16 protein-coding genes are annotated in these 24343 nt (G+C 58.8%); 10 read left to right on the top strand and 6 right to left on the bottom strand.

Annotated elements, in window-relative coordinates:
* The first annotated feature begins 3 nt into the window (after positions 1 to 3).
* Genes FTW19_RS19160 through FTW19_RS19150 form a run of 3 tightly spaced genes read left to right on the top strand, consistent with a single transcriptional unit; the run spans position 4 to position 1552 of the window.
* Entirely contained in the window at positions 4 to 471 is a 468-nt protein-coding gene (locus FTW19_RS19160; RefSeq protein ID WP_147649178.1) for a type II secretion system protein, read from the top strand.
* On the top strand, positions 465 to 866 hold the full coding sequence (locus FTW19_RS19155) for a type II secretion system protein (RefSeq protein ID WP_147649177.1): 402 nt from the start codon (positions 465 to 467) through the stop codon (positions 864 to 866). Before FTW19_RS19160 ends, FTW19_RS19155 begins: the two co-directional genes overlap by 7 nt.
* Entirely contained in the window at positions 860 to 1552 is a 693-nt protein-coding gene (locus tag FTW19_RS19150) for a urocanate hydratase (protein ID WP_147649176.1), read from the top strand. The genes FTW19_RS19155 and FTW19_RS19150 overlap by 7 nt, the downstream gene beginning before the upstream one ends.
* Here FTW19_RS19150 and yihA read toward each other — a convergent pair.
* Both yihA and FTW19_RS19140 read right to left on the bottom strand, forming a co-directional pair.
* Positions 1491 to 2081, bottom strand: coding sequence for a ribosome biogenesis GTP-binding protein YihA/YsxC (gene yihA, locus FTW19_RS19145; protein WP_147649175.1), 591 nt, complete (start codon positions 2079 to 2081; stop codon positions 1491 to 1493). The two genes, FTW19_RS19150 and yihA, sit on opposite strands and share 62 nt — an antisense overlap.
* A 65-nt stretch (positions 2082 to 2146) precedes the next feature.
* Positions 2147 to 2887: a hypothetical protein gene (locus FTW19_RS19140; protein ID WP_147649174.1), complete on the bottom strand. Its 741-nt coding sequence runs from the start codon at positions 2885 to 2887 to the stop codon at positions 2147 to 2149.
* Between the two features lie 109 nt (positions 2888 to 2996).
* Between FTW19_RS19140 and FTW19_RS19135 the strand changes: the two genes are divergently transcribed.
* The 7 genes from FTW19_RS19135 (at position 2997) to FTW19_RS19105 (ending at position 17212) form a co-directional block, all read left to right on the top strand.
* Positions 2997 to 3959: a serine hydrolase gene (locus tag FTW19_RS19135; protein ID WP_147649173.1), complete on the top strand. Its 963-nt coding sequence runs from the start codon at positions 2997 to 2999 to the stop codon at positions 3957 to 3959.
* Positions 3960 to 3999: 40 nt separating this feature from the next.
* Entirely contained in the window at positions 4000 to 4548 is a 549-nt protein-coding gene (lepB, locus tag FTW19_RS19130) for a signal peptidase I (RefSeq protein ID WP_147649172.1), read from the top strand.
* A gap of 390 nt (positions 4549 to 4938) precedes the next feature.
* Positions 4939 to 8370 carry a TonB-dependent receptor gene (locus FTW19_RS19125; protein WP_147649171.1) on the top strand — a complete coding sequence of 1144 codons (3432 nt, stop codon included), beginning with the start codon at positions 4939 to 4941 and terminating at the stop codon, positions 8368 to 8370.
* A gap of 79 nt (positions 8371 to 8449) precedes the next feature.
* On the top strand, positions 8450 to 9976 hold the full coding sequence (locus tag FTW19_RS19120; protein ID WP_147649170.1) for a GH39 family glycosyl hydrolase: 1527 nt from the start codon (positions 8450 to 8452) through the stop codon (positions 9974 to 9976).
* Entirely contained in the window at positions 9973 to 11283 is a 1311-nt protein-coding gene (locus FTW19_RS19115) for a glucoamylase family protein (RefSeq protein WP_147649169.1), read from the top strand. Before FTW19_RS19120 ends, FTW19_RS19115 begins: the two co-directional genes overlap by 4 nt.
* A 260-nt stretch (positions 11284 to 11543) precedes the next feature.
* Entirely contained in the window at positions 11544 to 16643 is a 5100-nt protein-coding gene (locus tag FTW19_RS19110) for an Ig-like domain repeat protein (RefSeq protein ID WP_147649168.1), read from the top strand.
* Between the two features lie 2 nt (positions 16644 to 16645).
* Positions 16646 to 17212: an outer membrane beta-barrel protein gene (locus FTW19_RS19105; RefSeq protein ID WP_147649167.1), complete on the top strand. Its 567-nt coding sequence runs from the start codon at positions 16646 to 16648 to the stop codon at positions 17210 to 17212.
* A gap of 219 nt (positions 17213 to 17431) precedes the next feature.
* On the opposite strand, the gene FTW19_RS19100 is transcribed toward FTW19_RS19105, so the two are convergent.
* The 4 genes from FTW19_RS19100 to FTW19_RS19085 form a co-directional block, all read right to left on the bottom strand.
* Positions 17432 to 18961: an ABC transporter substrate-binding protein gene (locus tag FTW19_RS19100; RefSeq protein WP_246153401.1), complete on the bottom strand. Its 1530-nt coding sequence runs from the start codon at positions 18959 to 18961 to the stop codon at positions 17432 to 17434.
* Positions 18951 to 20153 (bottom strand): anhydro-N-acetylmuramic acid kinase, encoded by a 1203-nt coding sequence (locus FTW19_RS19095; RefSeq protein ID WP_246153400.1) that lies wholly within the window; start codon positions 20151 to 20153, stop codon positions 18951 to 18953. Before FTW19_RS19095 ends, FTW19_RS19100 begins: the two co-directional genes overlap by 11 nt.
* A complete protein-coding gene (mutS, locus tag FTW19_RS19090) occupies positions 20150 to 22777 on the bottom strand; it encodes a DNA mismatch repair protein MutS (RefSeq protein WP_147650744.1) in 2628 nt (875 codons plus the stop codon). Before mutS ends, FTW19_RS19095 begins: the two co-directional genes overlap by 4 nt.
* 71 nt (positions 22778 to 22848) lie before the next feature.
* The gene (locus tag FTW19_RS19085) at positions 22849 to 24222 is read right to left on the bottom strand and encodes an MATE family efflux transporter (protein WP_147649166.1); all 1374 of its coding nucleotides are present in this window, start codon (positions 24220 to 24222) and stop codon (positions 22849 to 22851) included.
* Between the last annotated feature and the right edge of the window lie 121 nt (positions 24223 to 24343).

Below are 24343 nucleotides of genomic sequence, written 5' to 3'. Positions count from 1 at the left end.
GCCATGCCGAAGCATGCTCCAAACCGAAGGGGGGAGGCGGGCGTCACCCTGGTGGAACTGATCGTAGCGACAGCGATCATCGCCATCCTTGCGTCCGCGGTGCTTCCGATTGCGCGGTTCCAGCTCAAGCGTCAAAGAGAACGGGAGCTCCGGCGAGATTTGTGGGAGATGCGTGCGGCGATTGACCGTTATAAAGACGCTGCCGATCGCGGCGCCTTTCAGACCAAGCTCGAGAGCATGAACTATCCGCCCGACCTGGAGACCCTGGTCAACGGTGTAGATGTACAGGGGCACAAGGTGCGTTTCCTGAGGCAGATTCCTAAAGATCCAATGACCGGAAATACTGACTGGGGGCTGCGCTCCATGCAGGATGACCCAAGCAGCGATAGCTGGGGCGGACAGAATGTCTTCGATGTGCACACCCGCAGCACAGGCACAGGACTTGACGGATCGAGGTACTCCGAATGGTAAGGAAGCGGAACCCCGAACGCGGCTTCACTCTGATTGAACTCATCATTGTGATGACCATCATTCTTCTTTTGATGGCAATGGCTATCCCTGCATATCAGAATGCGGTCAAGAAAGCCAAAGAGGCTGTCCTGAAGGAAGACCTGCAAACCATGCGGCAGGCGATCGACTCTTACACTGTCGATAAGGAGAAAGGTCCTCAGTCCCTGGAAGACCTGGTACAGGCGGGGTATCTGAAAGCGATGCCGATCGATCCCTTTACCCATCGCAGCGATACCTGGCAGACCAGCTCCGACGGTACCTACAGCTCCGTCGATCAGACGGACACGGGCATTCAGGATGTCCATAGCGGATCGCAGGAGATCGGCACCGACGGCAGCATGTATTCGACATGGTAGACCGCCAGCTCTCCGCTTGGAGGCTCTACGGGGCTCTTCGGGCGCATCGCTCAGATTGGGGTGGAAGCATCCTGATACATCGCGGCGTAGATGACCTCGGTTCAGCCCTGGCAGTTGCCGCCAATCTCTGCGGAGCTGTCTGCCTGAGCGTGGAAGCGGATCCGGCACAGGCGCGTGTTGCGATGCGTGGCGGCTACTGCGATTTCCTGGTGAACACGCTGGATGAAGCGTTGAGGACCATGAAAAATGAGGTTCGCAAACGCCGCCCATTGACCGTCGTGCTGGAGGGGAATACCTCTGCCATCCTGAAGGAGATCGGTGAGCGCGGCGTCTACCCTCAGTTGCTGGTAACTCGTTCTGCGGAAGATGCGATTCCCGCCGAGCGGACAGAGAACCTGGTTCACTTGCTGGAGTCCGGAGAGACCGTTGCAGCGCAGCCGGGCTGGATTCCGTGCAGGCTTACGGCGGGGTCGAATGCAGATTTGCGCTTCGCCGAGCAGGCAACCGCAGGTCTGATTACGGACGGTGATGCGCGCCGCGGTTGGGTTGTCGGTGCTCCGAAGTTCTTTCGCCGCGAGCAGCCGCCACGGCGTTATCTATGGCTGACGGAGCAGGAACGGGATGCTATGACGGCAGTGCTGCCAGCAGGCGTGACCATAGAGCCTTTGTCCCATCCGGCTTCTTAACCGAGCACGGAACCAGATCGTCGATCTGATGCTCCCGTTTCAACAGTGCAATCGACTTCGACAGCGTATTGTTGGAGAGCCGGTCTGCCTTAGTTCCGACAACCAGATACGGCCTCTGGTGCTGTTGCAGGAAGTCGATCAGCATGCGGTCGCTGGCCTGCGGCGGGATATTGGTATCGACCAGGCAGACTGAGAGCGCCAGTGACTCGCGATCGGTAAGGTATGGCTCAATGAACGAGGGCCATTCCGCGGAGATGGACTTCGAGATCTTGGCGTAGCCGTATCCCGGCAGGTCGGCAAAGATCATCTTCGCGGGCGCATTCGGCGAGGTGGACAGGGCAAAGAAATTGATGGCCCGTGTGCGGCCGGGCGTGGACGAGACCCGGGCGACGGTAGTTCCCAGTAACGCGTTGATCAGGCTGGACTTACCGACGTTGGAGCGGCCCAGAAACGCGACCTCAGGCACCGTGGGGGCAGGGAAATGCGACGGACTGGTGGCCGAGAGCAGGAACTTTACGGAAACCTTCACGCTGTTAAGTGTAGCGGGCGCGGAGAGATTCTCAGCGCCCGCTATTGGTTTCCAGTCCTGACTACTTACTTACGAACCGTCAGAGGAGCCGTAAGGGTGAAGTTGATAAGGGTCTCCGCGGGGATCGTTACATCCTTGTTTCCGGTGAAGGCCGCGCCAGCCGTGCCGGCGCCGGCGCCGGAGGCGGCACCGATCGCGGCTCCTTTACCGCCGCCCGCCAGGCCACCGATCAAGGCGCCCAGACCGGCGCCGCCGGCGATGAATCCGGTAGTACGCTTGCCCTTACCCTTTACCGCTACCTCGTAGGGAGAGGACGACACACGCATTCCACCGATCTCGCTCAGCTCGATTCCGAGAGCGCCCGCGCCCTTGAAACGTCCTTGTCCCTTGGCCGCGATCACAGTGCCGCTCACTTCGGTGCCACGCGGGAAGACGGTGGTCTCACCGACGACGATTGGGGCATTCAGCACACCGCTCCATCCGTCACCCACATTCGAGGTTTTGGCGGATATGGTCTGGTTTACGCGGACTCCAACCCGGGTGCCATCCGGAACCGTCACCGTGGTGACGACCGGGGCGGCAGGAGCAGCAGGGCGAGGAGCACGCGCCTCACGCGGGGCTGCTGAACTGCCAGCGGTGCCCGAAGGCGCCGTTGCTGTTCCGGCGGGTGCCGGCTGACTGTTTGCGGGCTGGCTGGCGCTGTCAGGCGACTGCCCTGGAGGTGTCGTGGGCTGTGAGCTCTTGCATCCGGTGAAACCGACCGTGGCCAAAATAAGGGTGGCTACGAGAGAAAACGAACGAGACATACGAAGTCCTTTCTTACGATCGTGCATGTTGGAAGGAACGATACTTTTGCTTGGATGGCTAAGTACCCGAAAGTGTTGGTTGATCCTTTGTTATGTTAAGGTGCCATTTATGTTTCACTTCCGGAAATTTTGGTTTCAGACCTGCCTCTGTCTCGCGACGACATCCCTGACCCACGCACAGGACCACGTCCCCGGAGCCATCCGCGGGTTAGTCGCGGCTCATCATGGCAAAGTTGCTGTTTACGCGCGGCAGCTCAATACCGGCAAAGTCATTGCAGTAGACGAGGATGTACCTGTCCAGACGGCATCTGTTATCAAGCTGACGATGCTGTATGAAGCCATGGAGCAGATCCGTGACGGCAAGGCGAAATGGGACGAAAAGATCGTGCTGAAACCTGGCGATGCTGTCAGCGGCTCGGGCGTGCTGACCTTTATGGATCCGCCCAAGGAATTGACGCTGAAGGACGTTCTCACCCTGATGGTCATTCTCAGTGACAACACGGCCACCAACCTGGCGATCGACCGCTTCGGCGTGAAGGCGGTGAATGATCGCATTCACGCGCTCGGCGTGAAAGACACGCACTTCTATAAGAAAGTGATGAAGCCTGCAACGGAGCCCATGCCCGAGGATCAGCCAAAGTTTGGCCTGGGAAAGACCACTGCACACGAGATGGCGACGGTTATGGAGAAGATCGGCCGCTGCGACCTCGGGGGACCGTCGCAGCCCCAGGACGAGGCTATCTGCCAGACCGCACTGAACATGCTCCGGAACCAGTTCTACCGCAATACCATCCCGCGTTATCTGGAGACGCTGGACTCCAGCGAGGCCGGGTCAGCGATCGCCAGCAAGACCGGCTCCTTGAATGCTGTACGGAATGATGTGGCAATCGTGGCGGCTAAATCCGGGCCAATCGTGATCAGCATCTTCACCTGGCAGAACAAGGACACGAGCTGGACGACGGATAACGAAGGAGAAGGAACCATTGCCAGAATTGCCCGGGAGATTGTGCAGGAATGGTCCCCGGAGGGTCTGGACGCCCGGCAAATGAAACCGGGACTGGGCCTGAAGTAGTAGATTAGTGGTATCACCCCGTCTAATATTTCAGGTGGTCATGCACGACGAGCTAAAACCGAGCCAAGCGCAGCAGCCCGCCCGTCAGGTGACGGGATGGATTCGCGACTTCGTCATCTCCATCGCAATCTCGGCGTTTATCATCATCTTCCTTTACCAGCCGGTCGTGGTGGAAGGAACATCAATGCTGCCGCGGCTCGAAGATCAGGACCGCCTGTTCATCAACAAGGTCGCATATCGCGTCGGTGATATTCATCGCGGCGATGTGGTGGTATTCAACTATCCGCGTGATCCTTCGAAGAGTTACATCAAACGCGTCATTGCGTTACCCGGCGACACGCTGGAGATTCGTCATGGCCGCGTGTATGTCAATGGCAATCTCGTGCCGGAGCCATATGTGCCTGGGCGTTTCCGCGATGAGCGTTCCGTGGTGCTGCAGACCGTTGGTCCGGAGAGTTACTGGGTCATGGGTGACCACCGCTCGGTATCGAGCGACAGCCGTGACTTCGGAGCTGTGGGCCGGAAATATATCTACGGTAAAGCTGTGCTCGTCTTCTGGCCCTTCGACCAGATGGGCGTAGTGCGCTAGAGTATTTTTCCTGTAGGTGCAGTGTAGGGCTTCCGCATCTGATGGGCGTTTTCCGCAATGAAAACGCCGCTGCAAGCCCCTCTGGGATACCCAGTAACAGGGAAAATGCTCTAATTGCTGACAGCGCGTTCCCTTGTAGTTAACCGCTGTTCTCCCTGAAGTCATCCCCTTAAAAGACAACCCTTTCTAACAAGACTCGCATCTTCCTGCCAGCCGGTTTTCCAGATTGGAAACCGCGTGATGACGTGCGCGGCTATGGACTGCGGATACATGACGTGTGTCCAGGCGTGTGACCAATGCGGGCCAGGTACCGAAAAGTTTGCCGTCTCCCCCATAAATATGGACGGCTCCTGAATGTGACGGCTCCTGACGCGCTTCTTTGGAGGCAGGATGAAGAACAACAGGAAATGCATGATGCGCGCGGCCATGCTCGTGGCCCTCGTGCTGTTAGTGCCGGTCGTTGTGCTGGCGCAGTATCGTGCCGGACTGCAGGGTTCGGTGACTGATCCGGATGGGGCAGTGATTCCCAATGCAAAGATCACACTGGTCGATAAGGCGACGAACCGGACACTGCAAACCACTTCCAACGCGGATGGAACATATTCTTTCTCGCGCCTCGCTCCTTCGAACTACATGCTGACGGTGGAAGCAACGGGGTTTGTGAAGGAGCAGCTTTCAAATGTTACGGTACAGGGCGAGGTGACGACGGGACTGGATGTGAAGCTCCATGTCGGCGCTGTAACAGAAACCGTGCAAGTGACCGATGCGACGCCACTGATTAACACGCAGAACGCACAGGTGGGTGGAACAATTTCGACAGAGCAGATACAGTCGCTGCCATCAACCGGTCGCGATCCGTTCCAATTACTGCAGCTTGCTCCCGGCATGTATGGCGATTCGTCTCGTTCCGGCTCTGGCGGCGCCAATAACCTTCCAGGGAATGCCGGTCCAGGCGGAGCGAGTACGACGAGCAGCATCTTTCAGACAGAAAACCAGGCGCAGGTAAGCGCGAATGGCACCCGCAATATCTCCAATAACATGCAGGTTGATGGTGTATCGGTTAACAGCCTCGCGTGGGGCGGCGCAGCCGTAATCACACCGAACGAAGAGAGCGTCAAAGAGGTTCGTGTCTCGGCGAATCCTTACGATGCCGAGAGCGGACACAACAGCGGTGGGCAGGTGCTGGTCGTGTCGAAGGCCGGCTCGAATAGCTGGCACGGTAGCGGTTTTTTCAAATTTCACCGGCCTGGGTTGAATGCCTATCAACGGTACAACGGACCGAACACGAAGACATTGCGCGACTCCAATAAGTTCAATCAATTTGGCGGCAGTGTCGGTGGACCCATCTGGAAGGACAAGCTCTTCTTCTTCTTTTCCTATGAGACGCTACGAAATAACAGCATCAGTTACGGAAACGACTGGTATGAGACTCCGCAATACATCCAGACCCTCGCCAGCCGTAAAGCAAATGGCATTGGTTCGCGCTTGTACAACTACAAAGGGATGGGGGTCTCCTATACCGGGATCAATGGGAGAACCTGCAGTGACATTGGTCTTACATCTGCGAGCTGCCGTAATGTGAATGGTGGGCTCGATCTAGGTTCCCCAACGTCAACTGCTCTTGGAACTCCCGATCCAACCTATGTCAGCAGCGGAACACCTGGTGTAGGAGGTGGATTCGATGGGGCCCCTGATATCTTCAATGTCACAACCGCAAACCCGGTTCAGAATACATTTCAGCAGTTCCAGGGAAGAGCGGACGCGCAGATTACGCAACATGACCTGCTGACCTATACGACATATTGGGTCCCCAGCAATTCAACTTTCTATAACGGCCCGATTCGTTCCGCAAATCTTTGGCATTCGAGCCGTTTGAACTATTCTGCATCTCTGCTCTGGAACCATATCTTCAGCCCGACACTGGTGAATGAAGTCCGTGGAAATGTCAGTCGCTGGTACTTCAACGAAGTAACCTCGAACCCGCAGGAACCATGGGGATTGCCAACGCTTACCACCGATACGCCGGGAACCATCGCGACAGGACTTCAGCCTGCAGGAGCACCCGGGCCTGGAGTCTTTTATCAGACGACCTACAACTTCCGCGACGTCGTAACAAAAACGATTAGCTCTCACACTATCAAGGCGGGGGCAGATCTTTACTGGGAGCAGGACAACGATGTGCAGGCGGGCGCAGCTCGGCCGCAGTACTTCTTCCGCAATCTTTGGGATGTCGCGAACGACGTGCCGTACAAAGAAAGCGGCAATTTCGATCCTCGAACCGGTTCCCCGACGTCGAACAAAAAATACATCCGCTCCAATATCTGGGCGGGCTTTATCCAGGACGATTGGAAGGCGTTGCCGAATCTAACGCTCAACTTCGGTCTGCGTTGGGAGTACTTCACGCCGGTGCGTGAGAAGTACAACAACCTCAGCAATGTTGTTCTTGGTCAGGGGAATGCGCTTCTGACCGGAGCTTCCATTCGAGTTGGTGGTGATCTTTACGGAGCCTCCAAGAACAATTGGGGTCCCCAGGTTGGTTTTGCTTTCACGCCAAAGATGGCCTGGAGTAAGCCGTTTGTCATCCGTGGTGGTTTTGGCATTGGCTACAACCGTATGCAGGAAGCCATCACGTTGAATGGACGCGCAAATCCTCCGCTGGTTACAAACCTTACGTTGCAGTGTACTGATGTGAACGCTCGCACAGGATGCGGCAGCATCTTGTATCAGACACCAAGCAGTCCGACGTCTTTCGATGGATATCCATCCAATCCCGCGGCAAGGCAGACCTTCGACTCCAAGGGATTGCCTGTTGGAGGTACGGCGCTTTCATTGACTGGCTTCCCACTCTCTTTGCCGACTCCTGTGACCTATGGCTATTCTTTGACGGCAAGTCAGGAGCTTGGCGGGAACTGGGTGGCAACCGTTGGATACCAGGGAAGCTCTACCCGGCACTACACACGCCAGTTGAATCTCAATTGGAATTACCCAAACATTCGGGATTCCCGCATCCAGAACATGTACTTCTACGTGAATGACGCCAATGCGAACTTCAATGCAGGATGGGTGGAGTTGAATCATCGCTTCTCGCGCATGTTCGATATCGATGCGCAGTATCGCTATGCGAAGTCGATGGATAACGGATCGAATGACTACTACATCGGCGAGTACCCGTATGACATCCGTTTTGCCACCGGCCCCTCGGACTATGACGTGAAACACAACGTCAAGCTCTATGGCACCTTTCGTCCGGTTATCTTCCGCGGGAATGACTGGAAGGAGAAGGTCGCCGGCAAATGGGAATTCAGCGGCATTATGAACTGGCACTCGGGTTATCCGTGGCAGCCTCTTTACTCCAACTATGGCGGCAATATCGTGTATAGCGGCAGCGGCTACAGTTCGCTGCGCGCAGGCGGCTATCGGGGCGGAGCAGGCGCCAGCCAAAGCAACGACGCCTTCAAGACCGGCAGCAACTACAGTGGTGGGGCGCTGAACTACTTCACAATTCCTAATTACACCGCAGGCTCGGGAATTCCTCCGGCGCCCGGTGTTGGGCGCAACAGCCTCCGCGGTCCTGGATACTTCAACCTCGATATGTCGGCTCAGAAAGGCTTCGGTCTGCCGAATTGGGGCTTTCTTGGGGACAGTGCAAAGTTCGTCGTTCGTGCGGACTTCTTCAATATCTTCAACAAGCTCAACCTCGATCCGGCGAGCATCACCAATGTCATCAGCTCCGATGGAGTTACCTCCAACCCACAGTTCGGCATCGCGCAGCGGGCTCTTGGCGCCCGCGTAATCGAATTCACCGGCCGGTTCAACTTCTAGCCAACCTTTGAAAACCAATGCCGCGACGGTTTCTGCCGTCGCGGCGTTATTTTGCGTCCAAGAAAGTAAGGGGAGGACCATGCGTCGCTGGATTCAATCTCTGTCGGTGCTCGTACTAGCTATTGCCGCGTCCATGCCGGCGCAGGATTTTGAACAAGTCGTAATCAATGCCCGAGATCAGGGAACGCCCCTGCCTCACTTCTGGGAGGAGATGTTCGGCTCCGGTCGCGCCATTCTTACGCTGCGCGACAGTTATCGCGAAGACCTGAGGACGGTGAAGAAGGCAACTGGCTTCACCTACGTGCGTCCGCACGGCATCTTTATGGATGAGATTGGTCTTTTCGACCTGGATGCACAGGGCAAGCCCGTCTACAACTTCTCCTACATCGACCAGATCTACGACGGTCTGCTGGAGAACGGAGTAAAGCCGTTCGTGGAGCTGAGCTTTATGCCGAAGAAGCTGGCGGCTGATCCGAATCAACTGCACGCCTTCTGGTACAAGCAGAACATCTCTCCGCCGAAAGACTATACGTTGTGGGACGACATGATCCGCGCCTTCGCCAGGCATCTTGTCGCGCGCTACGGCATCGATGAGGTGGCGACCTGGTACTTCGAGGTGTGGAACGAGCCGAACCTCGACTTCTGGGGTGGCAAGCCTTCCATGCCGACCTACTACGAGCTCTATGACCACACCGCCCGCGCTCTGAAGGGCGTGAACGATCGTATCCGCGTCGGTGGTCCGTCCACGGCACAGGCCGCTTACGCCGGCGAGTTTCTGGCGCACTGCAAGCAGGCCAACGTTCCCGTGGATTTTGTCTCCAGCCATGTCTATGCCAACGACACAGCGAAAGACGTGTTCAAGACAGAGGAGCGTATCCCACGGGACAGCATGGTGTGTCGTGCAGTCAGCAAAGTGCACAACGAGATTGCGGCATCGGCTTATCCGGATATTCCATTCATCTTGAGTGAGTACAACGCAAGTTACGCCAACGAGCCGAATGTGACTGACTCGATCTTCATGGGGCCGTGGCTGGCTGACACGATACGGCAATGCGACGGCCTGGTCGATGTGATGAGCTATTGGACCTTCTCCGATGTCTTTGAGGAGCAAGGTGTTGTGAAGACGCCGTTCTATGGCGGATTTGGCTTGCTTGCGGAGCGTGGAATCCCCAAGCCGGCCTTCAACGCGTTCGTTTTGCTGCATAAGCTGGGTGATCGCCGCCTGGAACTGGATAGCGATGATGTATTGGCGACAAAAACGAAATCGGGCGGGCTGGCGATTGCCGTGTGGAACTACGCACCCCCGGCCGGAACCGGAGCATCGTATACACAGGAGACTTATGACGGTGTCCCCGAAAAAACCTTCGAGGTGGTGGTGAAGGGCAGGGGGGCGACCTCCGCGACAGTATGGCGTGTGGATGTTAACCACGGCAATGTAGTGAAGGCATATGACGACATGGGGCGGCCTGCAACGCCGACCCAGGCACAGATCGTAGCACTGAAGAAAGCCGGCGCCCTGGCCCCGCCGGAGAGGCTTGCGCTTCGTGGCGGCAAGCTGACGGTGCATGTTCCGGCGCAGGGCCTGGCGCTGGTGGAGATTCGTTGAACCGGAGAGATGCGCTGAAACTGGTGGCCGCTGGCGCGGCAGGACTGGGTCTGAATGAAACAGCGTTAGCCTTCCCATTTGGCAGTACCAAAAAGCGGGAGCTTACTCCGCCTGAGGATGCGTTCCTTGAGGATCTAACCCAGGCAGGTTGCCGCTACTTCTGGGAAGAGGCAAGCGACAAAACCGGTCAGGTGCGTGATCGCGCCATGGCCCAGATCCCCTCGTCTCATGGCAAAGAGAGTCGGCGTGTCTCCAGCATCGCTGCAACCGGTTTCGGTCTGACGGCACTGTGTATCGCTGACTGGCGCGGTTACCTGCCACGCAACGATATTCGTCTGCGTGTGCTGCACACACTTCAGTACCACTGGGAGCAGATGCCGCAGGAGCACGGCTTCTTTTACCACTACAACGATATGGAGACGGGAGTGCGCGCCTTCAAATGCGAGCTTTCTTCCATCGACACCTGCATCTTTCTGTGCGGCGCTCTGATGGCGCGGGAGTACTTCAAGAACACATCAGGCCTGGGGCCGCAGATCGCCGAGCTGGCAACGAAGATCTACGACCGCGTGGATTTTCCCTGGATGCTGAACAAGGAAACACAGTTCAGCATGGGATGGACGCCGGAGTTCGGTTTTCTGGCTGTCCGCTGGCAGCATTACTGCGAACTGATGATGCTGGTGTTGTTAGCCATCGGGTCGAACACCCATCCGATCGATGGCATTTACTGGCAGTATTTTCGGCGGCCGATTGCGAGTTATTCCGGAATTCGCTATATCAGTGGGCCTGATCCGCTGTTTACGCACCAGTTCTCGCATGCGTGGTTCGACTTCCGCAATCTGCGCGATAAGTTTGCAAACTACTTCGATAACTCCATCTCCGCGACGAGGGCGCACAGGGCGTTCTGTCTTTCGATGAAGCAGTGGTACAACGACGACTACTGGGGTGTAACTGCCTCAGACTCGCAGCGCGGATACCAGGCCTGGGGAGGCCCGCCGGCGCTTGGCCACATCGATGGCAGCGTGGTGCCGTGTGCTACGGCGGGTTCAGTGGCCTTTCTACCCCAGGAATGCCTGCGGGTGCTGATGTCACTGCGGGAGCGCTACGGCAAGGATGCCTGGGGGAGATACGGGTTTACCGACGCCTTGCGGCCCTCGGCTCGCTGGTTTAACGATGATGTTCTGGGGATCGACCAGGGAATCGGCGTGCTGATGGCTGAGAACCTGCGTACCGAGATGATCTGGGCCACATTTATGCAGGCAGACGAGATCCGCCTCGCAATTACCAAATCGGGACTGCATACTCAGTAACCCCGAAAATAGGTGACGGGAATAATGTTACGGGTGGTACTTTCCTGGTTAACACTTCCGCAGGTTCTCCCCCGACGACCTATGCCATCCCCCCTGAGCACGAATTTCGGATGCTATGTCACCGACGTATCGTGGCCCGATAGACCGCCCACGTACGAGGAATATTCGCCGGTTTAAAACACTGCTGGAGCTATCTGTTTCGAGGTCCGGCTTCCGTGCAGTCTTGCCGTCTTGGTTCTCTCTCCACCTTGTGGAAACGTGTGTGCGCGTTTCTGCCCGTCCTTCCGCTCATTCTCGCTGCTACCGTCTTCGCGACGGTTCCTGCCGCGGCGCAGGTGTTCCAGTTCCCATCGTCGGTTGCAGTCGGGGGCAATAGCACTCAGACTGTCACGGTTCAGGTGACCTCCGCCGGATCGCTCGGTTCGATTGCGGTGGGCACGCAGGGACTTACGGGATACGACTTCTCCAAGGTCAGCGGCGGAACCTGCGGTATCAACACGGGCTATTTCGTCGGTCAGAGTTGTACGGTCGCTGTGCAGTTCGCGCCGCAATCGCCGGGCCTGCGCTCCGGTGGCATCGTCCTGAAGAGTGGCAGCGGCACTGTGATGGGCTGGGTTCTGCTGAGCGGAACCGGTTCCGGTCCCCTGGTTGGCTGGTTGCCCGGCACGATGTCCACGGTAGTGGGCGATGGAACCTGGATCTATCGCGGCGACGGTATGCAGGCTACAGCGTCAACCCTGTTTCTACCTCAGGGCGTCGTGGTGGACGCTGCGGGAAACCTCTACGTCACTGACTCCAGCAGCAATCGCGTCCGGCGCATCGATGCTCAGACCCAGGTGATTACCACGATTGCCGGTGACGGTAACCCCGGATACACCGGGGACGGCGGTGCGGCGACGTTGGCTTCTGTGAGCAATCCCACCGGCTTGGCGCTGGATGGCCTTGGCAAGCTCTACATCGCCGACAATTACAACCACGTGGTGCGCGCGGTGGACCTTGGTACGAATATCATCCGTACCGTCGCCGGAACAGGCACCGCCGGCTACTCCGGAGACGGAGGCGCAGCGACCTCTGCCCGTCTGGATGGACCGAATGGACTTGCTGTCGATCCGGCAACTGGGGTTCTTTACATTGCCGATACCGGCAACAGCGCGGTACGCAAGCTGGACCTGGTAACTGGGACCATCAATGCCTTTGCCGGAACCGGCGTGGCAGGGTATAGCGGCGATGGAGGCACTGCCGTTTCTGCGCAGCTCAATCTTCCCTGGGGAGTAGCGGTCGCGGCCGACGGCCATGTATGCATCGCCGACCAAGGCAACCACAGGGTGCGGTGCGTCACTGCGGGCGTGATCCAGCATGTTGCCGGTACCGGGACTCCCGATTTCTCCGGTGATGGCAGTGCGGCCTTGGGGGCGGAGCTGAAGTATCCCGGAGCGCTGCTCTTCGATACCGCCGGAAACCTCCTGATCGCGGATACCAGCAACAATCGGGTGCGGCGGATCAATGCAGTCTCCGGGCTGATCGAAACGATTACAGGTACTGGAGGACAGTCTTTCCAGGGTGATGATGGACCGGCCAATGCCGCCATGGTTTACGGGCCGTACTCGATGGCGTTGGATGGTTACGGCAATCTCTACATCTCGGATATGTTCCATAACCGTGTCCGCAAGATCACGACGAACATCGCAAAGATGACCTTTGCCGCGATCCGTGTGGGCCGTACCTCGCCGACGCAGACGATTACCCTCGAGAACGCCGGCAACGCGTCGATGGCGAGTACCAATGTCGTGGCTGTATCGAATGCCTCGCTGGACAGTTCATTGACTACCTGTGGCGCCAATACTCCTCTGGCGAGCTCCGCAAGCTGTGTGGTTGGTGCGCAATTCAATCCTCAGGTAATCGGAAACCCAGTCAATGGCAGTATTGAGGTGCAGTCCGCCGCCATCAATGCCCCGGCAGTCCTTCAGCTGAGCGGCGAAGTGCTTACGCTCGACCCGACGACGGTAAACCTCTCCTCCAGTGCCAATCCTTCCGCGCTTGGTGCTGCGGTGACGTTTACAGCTCAGGTGCTGACCAGTGGGACCAATGTCCCCACCGGAAAAGTCACCTTCTATGACGGCTCGACCTCTCTTGGGGCGGTCAACCTCGCGTCAGGCGTCGCAACGCTGACGACCGGTTCGCTCATGTTGGGTAGCCATTCCATCACCGCCAGCTATGAGGGCGATGTATCGAATAACCCCAGTACCTCTTCGGCACTGATCCAGGTGGTTAAGCAGGCAGCAACGGTAAGTCTCGGCTCCAGCCTGAGCCCATCGGTTATCAAGCAGCAGGTGACGTTTACGGCTACCGTAATGGCTGCCGGTTCTCCTACAGGGACGATCACCTTTCAGGACGGCTCGGCCACACTTGGGGCGATACCGATCAACGGCTCCGGGGTTGCAACGATAACGATCAATACCCTTAGCGTCGGCGCTCACAGCATTACAGCGACCTACAGCGGAGACACCAATACCATCAGTGCTGTTTCCAGCGTGTGGACGCAAACGGTCAATAGGGACACGAGTGCGACGACCCTCGGGGCGGCGCCCTCGTCGATCAAAGCGGGTGAACCCTTAACGTTGACGGCTACTGTGAGCAACAGCGGATTGGTTGCGGTGACCGGCTCGGTGACCTTCAAAGATGGCTCGAATACTCTGGGCACTGCGAACCTGAATGGCAGTGGCATTGCTACATGGACAGCTACGGGCCTGGGCGGCGGCACACATTCCTTCACTGCCGTTTACAGCGGCGATACGAACAACTCCACCAGCACTTCGGCACTGAACTTTACCGTCGATACCATCTCCACGACCACGTTATTGTCTTCCAATGTGCCCACGATAGATGCCGGAGCTCAATTGCAGCTATCTGCAACAGTGACTCCATCGCAGACCACCGGCGGGCAGGTGGCTGGCACCGTTACGTTTTATGACGGATCGATCGTACTTGGGACGACGACCGTTCCCGTCAATGGTGTGGCACTGTTCCCAACGACGTCACTGACGGTTGGATCGCACACGCTGACTGCGACTTATAGCGGCAGCACCAACTACACAACCAGTACCTCCAACATCGCAGCAGTGACGGTTCGGCAGGCGACGACACAGACGGTGATCGGAAGCAGCGGATCGCCGGCGATTGCAGGAAGTGTCGTAACTTTCTCGATTACTGTTACTGGTTCTGGCGGAATCCCGGCGGGAACGGTAAGTGTTAAAGACAATGGCGCTCAAATTAGTGCTGTCACGCTGAATGGAGCTGGAAAAGCGACCATTGCGACTTCGACGCTCAGTGTTGGCACCCATGTCATCACCGCGGATTATGCGGGCGATGCAAGAAACAACGGATCGAGCTCACTTCCTATCTCGCAGGAGATCGTGCAAGCGACGACCACGCTACGGGTGGCTGCAAGTGCGAACCCGACTGTAAGCGGTCAGCCGGTTTCACTCGTGGCTACGGCGACGAGTAATGGCGGCGTTCCCCCAGGCCAGGTTCAGTTCCTGGATGGTGGTGTGCAGATTGGGACGGGAACTCTTAATGGCAGCGGAGTTGCGAGTCTGCAGACGTCGTCTTTGACGCCGGGTATTCACACCATCACCGCGGTGTATGCAGGGGACGCAACGTATAAACCGGCAACGTCGAATGCGCTGTCCCTGACCGTGCTGCAGGCGATCACGGTCGCAGTCGTGTCCGATACCAATCCCTCGATTGCCGGCCGCAACGTGCAGTTTACAGCGACTGTCACCGGAGGCAGCAACCTCACCGGAACAGTGACCTTCAGGGACGGCGCGGCGTCTCTCGGAACAGTTTCGCTGCAGAACGGCGTGGCTACTTTCTCCACCGCGAACCTTGCAGTAGGCACGCATTCCATTACGGCAACCTACAGTGGCGATAGCACCAATGCTTCGGCCAGCTCTGCAGTGTGGTCGCAACAGATTACTTCCGCGACGACGACCGTGCGAGCGACTCCCGGCACGACAACCCTGATCTATGGCGCGGCACTCACGGTGCAGGTCCAGGTGACGGGTAATGGCGGCGATGTGACTGGGCAGGTGACGCTGCTTGACGGTGCAACCTCCGTGGCGTCTGGGACACTGGGCGCCAACGGTACGGCGACCCTGATCACGTCTTCGCTCACGATCGGGCCGCATACGCTCATTGTTTATTACGCCGGTGATGCGAAGAATACGGCGGCTGACTCAGGACCAATTCAGATACTGGTGCGACAGAACAGTCAGGTCGCGCTGGTATCGAGCCTGAACCCCGCGCTTACGGGCGAGACCGTAGTTCTGACGGCGAAGGTCACCAACGTTGACGGCAAGCCGACGGGATCGATCACGTTCCTCGATGGTGGCTCTTTGCTTGGACAGGCCACGCTGGATGCCAATGGCAATGCCAGCTTCTCGAGCGCTACGCTGGTTGCCGGAAAGCACGTCATCACGGCTCAATACAGCGGCGATACGCTCAATCTGACAAGCTCCGCAACGCTGATGCAGGAGATGGATCTACGGCCCACAACGACTGGCCTGAGCGTCTCAGCCACTTCGTTGCAGACGGGTCAGACCGTTACGCTGGTCGCAGTAGTACGGGGCACGGGACCGGCGATGCCGACCGGTGCTGTCCTCTTCACTTCCGGTACGACAACGATCGGCACTGCCACTGTGGATACGAACGGTCTTGCAACTCTGACGGTATCGCCGTCAGCGGCAACGTACCATGTGGTGGCGACATACAGCGGAGACTTTCTGTATGCCGGTTCGGCCTCTTCATCGATCGATGTGGTGGTCTCGCAGGCGCAAGTGTTTACTCTCGCCTTGTCCCCATCAAAGATCAATCTGACCAGCGGCGATCATGCCACGGTGACGCTCTCGATCTCGTCGCTGAACAGCTTTGCCGACACGCTGAATCTCGGATGTAATGGTCTGCCGTTCGCTGCAACCTGCACGTTCTCGCCGAATTCGCTGAAGCTGAGCGCGAACGTTACACAGCAGGTACAGCTCCAGATCGATACCGGCAATCCGCTGGGTGCGGGAGCCTCCGCGAGTGTACGCAGCACGGACACGCCGATTCTGGCGACGATCCTGTGGCCTGGCGCAACCATGCTTGGTCTATTGGGTATGGGCATGCGTAAGCGCCGCCGCTGGCTGGGAAGCCTGCTGATGGCCCTGGCAATGATCGGTATCGCCGGCGGAACGACCGGTTGTACCGGCGCTCTGCATACCAACACAACGCCGGCCGGTTCCTATACCTTCCAGGTCTCTGGAGTGGGAGCGGCCAGCGGAGCGAAACAGGCGATCGACGTCACTCTTACGGTGGGGCAGTAATCATGCGGCTGTGGTTCGCCGCGATCGCGGCTCTATCGATGGCTTTGGGATGCAGTGTATCGGCGGAAGCGCAGGCCGTTGCAGCGGGAAGAGGTCCGGGTCCGCATGTGATGGCCGGCGGCGGACTCAGCATCTTCCAGTCGGACTATGGTCAGCGCCAGCTTGGTGGCGTCACCCTGTGGGGTGACGCTAATATCAGTCACCGCTGGGGCATAGAAGGAGAAGCTCGCTGGTTGCGGCTCCATAACGATCCCAATGGAAGCAACCAGTCAACGTATCTCGCCGGTCCACGCTTCAACCTCATGACCCGCAGCGTGCGGCCCTATGTGAAGGGCTTGGCCGGCGTCGGACACTTCAACTTTCCCTTTGGTTATGCGAACGGCAACTACTTCGTTGCCGCTCCTGGCGGCGGGGTGGAGTGGTATCACAAGCGCTTTGCCGTGAAGGTGGTGGATGTGGAGTACCAGATGTGGCCGCAGTTCTCGTATGGAGCGATACATCCATATGGGATCTCGACGGGCATTACCTTCCGCTTATGGCAGGGTAAGTCGATGATGTCGGAGGAGTAGAGCGAGACGGATAGGGATTTCGTAGACCGGGTGCCCCACATTCGCGAAGCTTATGTGGGCATTCGAGCGGAGCTCGAACTGTTTTTTGTTTGTCATTTCGTAGCGCAGCGGAGAAATCTGCTTCTTCCCCCATGTTTTCCCTCAAGCGGAAAAGCGGATCGAGCTTCGCTCGATACACCCACATAAGCTTCGCGTATGTGGGGCACCCGGTGTATGGGTTTAATGCACGACCTCGGCTTCGCGTAGGAAGTCATAACTAGCCGAGGGATTGGGATGGATGTTGGTGACGCGGCGGGAGTGGACGACCGTGTTGTCCAGGTACCAGAGATTTACGCCGGCTGCGTCTTCTGCCAACAACTGTTGAATGTGAACGTAGATGGGACGGCGCTTTGCCTGGTCGGGCTCAATGGTGGCTTCTGCGACCAGCTTGTCCACGTCTGGGTTGCTGTAATGCCCGCGGTTCGCTCCCTTAGGCGGGAAGCTCTTAGAAGAGACGGTGTAGCGGAAGATGTCCGGGTCTTCGTTTGATCCGATCCAGCGAAGGCCGTAGATCTGGAAGGCTCCTTTGGTGACGTCCGCGTAGAAGGTGCCGAACTCGTTCGACCGGATCTGCAGATCAATCCCAACAGCGCGCAGTTGCTGTTGCAGTATCGCCGCGAGCAGACGCGTGGTCTCATCGGTCGAGGTCTTCATTGTCAACTGAAAGCGCGACCGATTCGGACGCATTGGAAAGCCAGCGGCATCGAGAAGTTTCCGGGCGCGTTCGGGGTTGAAGGAGAAGTCGGGTAGCTCAGCCGCCGATGCCTGTGCCCAGTGGCCGTTCGGCAGCAGCGATGCAGCGGGACGAGCATGATTGCGGAAGAGTGCGTGAATAATGGGCTGACGATTAATGGCGAGCGCAATCGCCTGCCGCACCTCGCGATGCCTCAGCAGAGGGTCGTTACAGTTGAAATTGATGTAGTTCAGGATGGAGCCGGGGCCTACGTCGGTAACGATCTCTTTCTCGTTACGCATGGCCCAGACCATGTCCTGTGTGATGACGTTCGAGGCAATGTCAGCGGAGCCTTTGCGCAACTCCAGAGCTGTTGTGACAGCATCGGGAATCACGGCGAAGCGTACACGCTCGATCTTCGGAACACCTGACCAGCTCTGCGGATTGCGCTCGACGACGACCTCTTTGTCGACGACCTGCGAGACAAAACGGAAGGGGCCGCTGCCGATGGGCGCTGCTCCAAGCTCTTTGCCGCTGCCACGCGGGACGATGCCAAAGAGACCGTCGGAGAGATTGAAGAGCAGAGAAGCGTCGGGCTTATCGAGGTGCAGCACCAGGGTATAGGGATCGGGTGTCTCGACCTGCTTGATGGCAGAGAGACTCGCACCCTTGCTGGTGACGATGGAACCATCCTGCAAGGAATGGATAGTGTAGGCCACGTCTTCAGCAGTGAGTGGGCGTCCATCATGGAAGGTGACCCCATGACGGATGTGGAAGACCATGCGCGTGGGCTCAGGCTGCTCCCAGCGTTCCGCGATCCATGGCTGCGGGTTGTAATGCTCGTCCTTATGGACCAGGGGATCGAAGATCAGGCCACCGATACGCTCTGATTGCGCGTCGGTGCCAATACGGAGGTCGAGGTTGTTCGGGCTCGACTCAATGACCATCACCACCATGTTGCCTTCGGGCTTTGTACGGCAGCCTGTGGCGAGCCCAAGTAAGAGGAGAGGTAAGGCGGCGAGTCGTCTAACGCGCATCCGTGATCCTTCCAAGGACGACAGGCCGCGAGGCTCCGGTGGCGGAAGGAACATTTCCCGGCAGGCCGTGCCATGTGAGCCACGCCAGCAGAGCAAAGGCTGCGGCCTCCTTGGCCTCGGCAGGTAAGCCGAAGGTCTCAATGGGGACGAACGTAATGCCTAAGGGCTCGAGACGTTCCCGCAGCATTCGCATCAGCGTGGCGTTCTTCGCTCCGCCGCCTGCTGGAATGAAGTCCGTAGCTGCAGCCAGGGGAGCGTTCATTCCGAGATGCGGCCAGACAAATGTGCGGTAGGCGTGAGCGATGCTTTCAGCGGTAAGCGCCGTAGCAGTGGCGATGATGTCTTCGCCGCGCGCTTTACCGCAGAGCTTCAGCAGCTTGTCGACGAAGGCTGCGCCGTATTGCTCGCGCCCGGTAGATTTCGGTGGAGCTGCGACAAAGTAGGGATCGCGCATCAGCGTGTCTAACACCGGCTGAAGAACAATGCCGCGTTTTGCCGTGGCGCCATTGCGGTCATACGGCTTTTGAAAGAAACGCTGCATCAGTGCATCGACCACCATGTTTGCCGGACCGGTGTCGAAGGCGAGCAGCTTGTCTGCGCTCGTGTTGGCGGGAATCGCGGAGAGGTTGGCGATGCCGCCAAGGTTCTGCAGCACGCGATTGCGTTTGGCGTGCGCGAAGACGGTGTAGTCCAGCATCGGCACCAGAGGAGCCGCGTGTCCGCCGGCGGCCATGTCAGCGGGGCGGAAGTCGCTGATGACCGGAATGCGAAGACGCTCAGCGATGCAGCTTGCTTCTCCTAACTGCCAGGTGCACTTCAGCGGTTTACCAAGATAGGGTGATGCCGCACCCTGGTGATAGATCGTCTGTCCGTGAACACCAACCAGCGATGCCCTGAGTTTAGAGGCGGCGAGCGTCTGTGCAATGCAGTCGGCATAGACCTCACCAAGCCGCCAGTGCAGTCGCGCCATCTCCGCCGCGGAGATCGATTGCGCATCCATTGCTGCCAATACAACATTACGCAGCGCCTTGGGATACGAGAAGGCACGGTGTTCCAGCAGCTTCAGCTTCGGTACGTGCTTGCCGGGAGCGATGCGAACGATGGCAACATCGACGCCGTCGGCGGAGGTGCCAGACATCACTCCGGCGATGGTCATCGCCGCAGGCTCACGTCCGGGCTGCTGCTTGCTCATGCCTGTCCCTCCAGCTCGCGCTTCAGCTCGTCCAGAAGTTGAAGTGCCTGCATCGGCGTAAGTGAGTTGATATCGGTCTCCTGCAGGCGGTCCACGATCTTCTGCGAGAGCGGCGTGAAGATGGTCATCTGCAGTGCAGGCTGCGGCGGAGCCGGAATGGCTCCGCGAACCGAGGCGTTCTCTGCCTTCTCGTGCAGGCGCAGCACATCACGCGCGCGATCGATGACTGTCTGCGGCAGACCGGCGAGCCGGGCAACGTCGATACCGTAGCTCTTGTTTGCCGGGCCGCGTTCCACGGCGTGGAGAAAGACGATGCCGGTAGAGGTTTCCTTGCAGGCGACCCTCAGGTTCTCGAGCTTCGATAGCTGATCGCTCAACAATGTGAGCTCATGGTAGTGCGTGGCGAAGAGTGTGCGTGCGCCGATGCGGTTGTGGAGGTGCTCGACCGTCGCCCAGGCGAGCGAGAGGCCATCGTAGGTTGCGGTACCGCGGCCCATCTCGTCCAGCAGGACGAGCGAACGTTCGGTGGCGGTGTTCAGGATGGCGGCGGTCTCGGTCATCTCCACCATGAAGGTGGAGCGGCCGCGCGAGACGTTGTCGGTGGCTCCGATGCGGGTGTAGACGCGGTCGACCAGAGAAAGTCGCATGCGCTCGGCGGGAACGAAGCAGCCCATCTGCGCCATGATGACCAGCAGTGCGGCCTGCCGCAGATAGGTGGACTTACCGCCCATGTTGGGTCCGGTGATCAGCAGCAGCGAAGGGCCTTCCACGCCATCCAGATGCATGGAGTTGGGATGGAAGCGGCCGCTAGCGGCGAGCTCCAGCCGGCGCTCGACCACGGGATGACGGCCGTTCACGACCTCATAGATGCAGCCTTCGAGCTCGATCTGAGGACGGATGTAGTTGCGCAATGCTGCCAGGTGCGCGAAGCCGGCCATCAGATCCATCTCGGCGACACGGCGGGCGGTCTCCTTCAGGCGATGGGCAGCAGCAAGTACAGTGGTGCGCAGCTCCGCGAAGATACGCTTCTCGATCTCGACCGAGCGCTCATGCGCTGTGAGGATCTTGGTCTCGTACTCCTTCAGCTCCGGCGTGGTGAAACGCTCGGCGTTGACCAGGGTCTGCTTGCGCTCGTAATCAGCGGGAACGGAGTTGAGATTGGCCTTGGTGATCTCGATGTAATAGCCGAAGACGGAGTTATAGCGAACCTTCAACGAAGAGATACCGGTGCGTTCGCGCTCACGTTCTTCGATGGCGGCGATCGATTGGCGGCCGGACTGCGAGAGTGTACGTAGCTCATCGAGTTCGGCATCGCGTCCCGGCTGTATGAAGCCGCCATCGGCAAGCGTGACTGGAGGCTCCTCCGCGATGGTGTTGATGATGGCTGCATAGGCATCGGTGAGGGCATCGAAGCCCGAGGTCAGCATCTGCCAGCCCTCGGCCTTGAACGCCGCTGCCTCTGCCAGTACGGTCGGCAAGGCGCCCAGAGTTCGGCCCAGAGCCAGCACATCACGTGGGCCGGCGGAGTCCATGGAGACACGCGCCAGCAGACGCTCTAAATCGAGAACATTATCAAGGGCGCGTCGCAGTTGTTCACGCAGACGCAGCGAGCCGACTGCTTCGTCGACTGCATCGAGACGGCGGTTGATGCAGGCCGCATCGGCCATCGGGCGCAACAGCGCAGAGCGCAGAAGACGTTTGCCCATCGGCGTGCAACAGGTGTCCAGAGCGTGAAAGAGGGTGCTCTCTACGCCTTCCTGCGTCCACAGCGGCTCGACCAGCTCGAGGTTGCGTACTGAGACAGCGTCCAGTTCCAGGGAGCCGCCGCGTTGGTAGTACTTCAGTCCATCGAGATGTTGCAGTTCTCCCTGCTTGGTGCTGCGCACATAATGCACCAGCGCGCCCGCGGCGACCGCGGCGGCGGTATGGCCGGCAAGGCCGAAGCCATCGAGCGAGTGGGTATGGAAGTGGCCCTGCAGGAGAGGAAGAGCATAGTCGGCGGTGAAGACCCAGTCTTCGACTGGAGTGCGTGTGCGAACTTCCAGTCCCGGCAGCTCAACCTCGTCGTCCGCCAGCAAGCCGGCTTTGCCGGGATGAAAGCTTTCTGGGAGGACAAGTTCCACGGGCCGCAGGCGGCCAAGCTCATCGAGAGCGAGAGAGAAAGCATCGGTTCCGCGGAACTCTGTGGCGCGGAAGTCGCCAGTGGAGAGGTCGAGCACGGCGACGCCGAAGGCATCTTTTCCGACGGGCGCAAGGCTGGCGAGAAAGTTATTCTCGTCGGAGCCGAGCGATGGATCGATGGCTGTGCCGGGCGTGAGCACGCGGACGACCTCGCGGCGCACGATGGTCTTCACCGTCTTCGGGTCTTCCATCTGCTCGCACATCGCGATGCGATAGCCCTTGCGCAGCAGGCGCTGGATGTAGGTTTCGGCGGCGTGGTAGGGAACGCCGCACATCGGGACGGACTTCTGCTTATCGCGGGCGGTCAGTGTGAGCTGCAGCTCGCGCGAGACCTTGACGGCATCGTCGTAGAACAGCTCATAAAAGTCGCCCATGCGGAAGAAGATCAGGCAGTCCGGGTGGGCCTGTTGCGCCGCAGTGTACTGGCGCATAAACGGCGTCATGGCTGGCTGTGAAATCTCTGACACGGGACTTCAGAATACTTGTCCGGCCCTGTGTATTTCAGGGGCCGGAATCAGAGGCTCTCCGCCGGAGCTGGATGCGCGGCAAACTCGCCGTTTACCAATGCCGCCGAGCGGCTGCGCCAGTAGAAGAACAAAGCTGAGGCAATGACGATCAGTGCCGCTGTTAAACCGATCCAGATCCCTTCGACGCCCCATCCCTTCCAGAAGCAGAGCGCGATGCCCACCGGCAATCCAAAAGCCCAGTAGCCGAAGAGGTTGCTCAGCATCGGGACGCGCGTCAGGCCAAGTCCGCGCAGCGCTCCTGTACCGATGGTCTGGACGCCGTCGAAGACGGCGAAGGCTGCCGCCAGCCACAATAGTCGTGCACCTTCCGTCAACACCGCGATATCGGTCGTATAGAGCGCGATCAACGGTCTGGGAAGTGCGACGAAGAACACAGCCACTACGGCCATGAAGCTTACACCGAGAATCATTGCCAGCCACCCGTCGCTGCGGGCACGTTCGGGGTCTCCGGCTCCTACCGCATGGCCAACGGCGACCGAGGCCGCGGCAGAGATGCCGAGGGGCACCATGTACGCCAGTGCTGCGTAGTTCAGCGCGATCTGGTGGGCGGCCAGGGCGATGGGAGAGACCTTTCCGGCAAGCACGGTGGAGAAGCCGAAGGCGCCTATCTCCAGGATGATCTGCAGCGCCGCTGGCAGGCCGATCCGGGCGAGATGCCGGATCTGATGCCAGTGCGGTCCAGCCCAATGAGCAAAGAGTGGATGGCCGCGGCGGCGCTCATATCTCCAGGCGAAGCCGAGCAGCATGACGGCCATCATCACGCGCGAGAGCACGGTCGACAGAGCTGAGCCTCGCACACCCATCGCGGGCATGCCGAAGTGGCCGTAGATGAGGACCCAGTTGCCGGCCCAGTTCACGATATTGGCAGCGACGAAGGTGATGGTCACCATGCGGCTCTGACCCACTGCCTGCAGATATCGGCGGGATGCCGCGTAGAGCAGCAGCGGCAGGGTTCCCCAGACCAGGGTGCTGACGTAATGCGAGGTAGGTTCCACCAGGGCAGATGCGACGCCGAAGTGACCCACCATCTGCCCGAGCGACCAGACGAGCAACATGAGCGGAGGGGTCGCGAGCAGTGCGATATAAACTCCCTGCGCCAGCCAGCGGTGGCAGGCATCGTAATCCTTGCGGCCATAGGCCTGCGAGACCATGGTGTCGAGACCGAGGATCAGACCGATGCCGAAGAGGGAAGGCGCGTAGTAGAGAGCGTTGCCCAGGGCAACGGCTCCAATGCCGATCGGGCCGAGGCGGCCCACCATGATGACGTCGACGATGCCCTGCAGCATCCAGCCAAGCTCCGCCAGGACGACCGGCGTCGCCAGCTTCACCATCGACCACAGGTCCTGTTTCCAACTGCGCATCCGGCGATTTTATCGGCTTTGCGCCGGTCCCATCATCGTCCATGTGAACGTATGGCTAAATCGGGGATCTGACTCGAATTTTGGTGGCTAAGGTGGTGAAAGTAAAAGCTGATGGCCGCGA

The sequence above is a fragment of the Terriglobus albidus genome (genome assembly GCF_008000815.1).
Classification (GTDB): Bacteria; Acidobacteriota; Terriglobia; order Terriglobales; family Acidobacteriaceae; genus Terriglobus; species Terriglobus albidus_A.
The sequence above is the reverse complement of the archived record's forward strand: the minus strand, read 5'-3'. Positions and strand labels throughout refer to the sequence as shown.

Coding starts and splice junctions, on each gene's coding strand:
- mutS (WP_147650744.1), bottom strand. CDS start 22,777: ATGACGCCGTTTATGCGCCAGTACACTGCGGCGCAACAGGCCCACCCG.
- FTW19_RS19105 (WP_147649167.1), top strand. CDS start 16,646: ATGCGGCTGTGGTTCGCCGCGATCGCGGCTCTATCGATGGCTTTGGGA.
- FTW19_RS19160 (WP_147649178.1), top strand. CDS start 4: ATGCCGAAGCATGCTCCAAACCGAAGGGGGGAGGCGGGCGTCACCCTG.
- FTW19_RS19150 (WP_147649176.1), top strand. CDS start 860: ATGGTAGACCGCCAGCTCTCCGCTTGGAGGCTCTACGGGGCTCTTCGG.
- FTW19_RS19095 (WP_246153400.1), bottom strand. CDS start 20,153: ATGAGCAAGCAGCAGCCCGGACGTGAGCCTGCGGCGATGACCATCGCC.
- FTW19_RS19140 (WP_147649174.1), bottom strand. CDS start 2,887: ATGTCTCGTTCGTTTTCTCTCGTAGCCACCCTTATTTTGGCCACGGTC.
- FTW19_RS19135 (WP_147649173.1), top strand. CDS start 2,997: ATGTTTCACTTCCGGAAATTTTGGTTTCAGACCTGCCTCTGTCTCGCG.
- FTW19_RS19120 (WP_147649170.1), top strand. CDS start 8,450: ATGCGTCGCTGGATTCAATCTCTGTCGGTGCTCGTACTAGCTATTGCC.
- FTW19_RS19125 (WP_147649171.1), top strand. CDS start 4,939: ATGAAGAACAACAGGAAATGCATGATGCGCGCGGCCATGCTCGTGGCC.
- lepB (WP_147649172.1), top strand. CDS start 4,000: ATGCACGACGAGCTAAAACCGAGCCAAGCGCAGCAGCCCGCCCGTCAG.
- FTW19_RS19155 (WP_147649177.1), top strand. CDS start 465: ATGGTAAGGAAGCGGAACCCCGAACGCGGCTTCACTCTGATTGAACTC.
- FTW19_RS19085 (WP_147649166.1), bottom strand. CDS start 24,222: ATGCGCAGTTGGAAACAGGACCTGTGGTCGATGGTGAAGCTGGCGACG.
- FTW19_RS19100 (WP_246153401.1), bottom strand. CDS start 18,961: ATGCGCGTTAGACGACTCGCCGCCTTACCTCTCCTCTTACTTGGGCTC.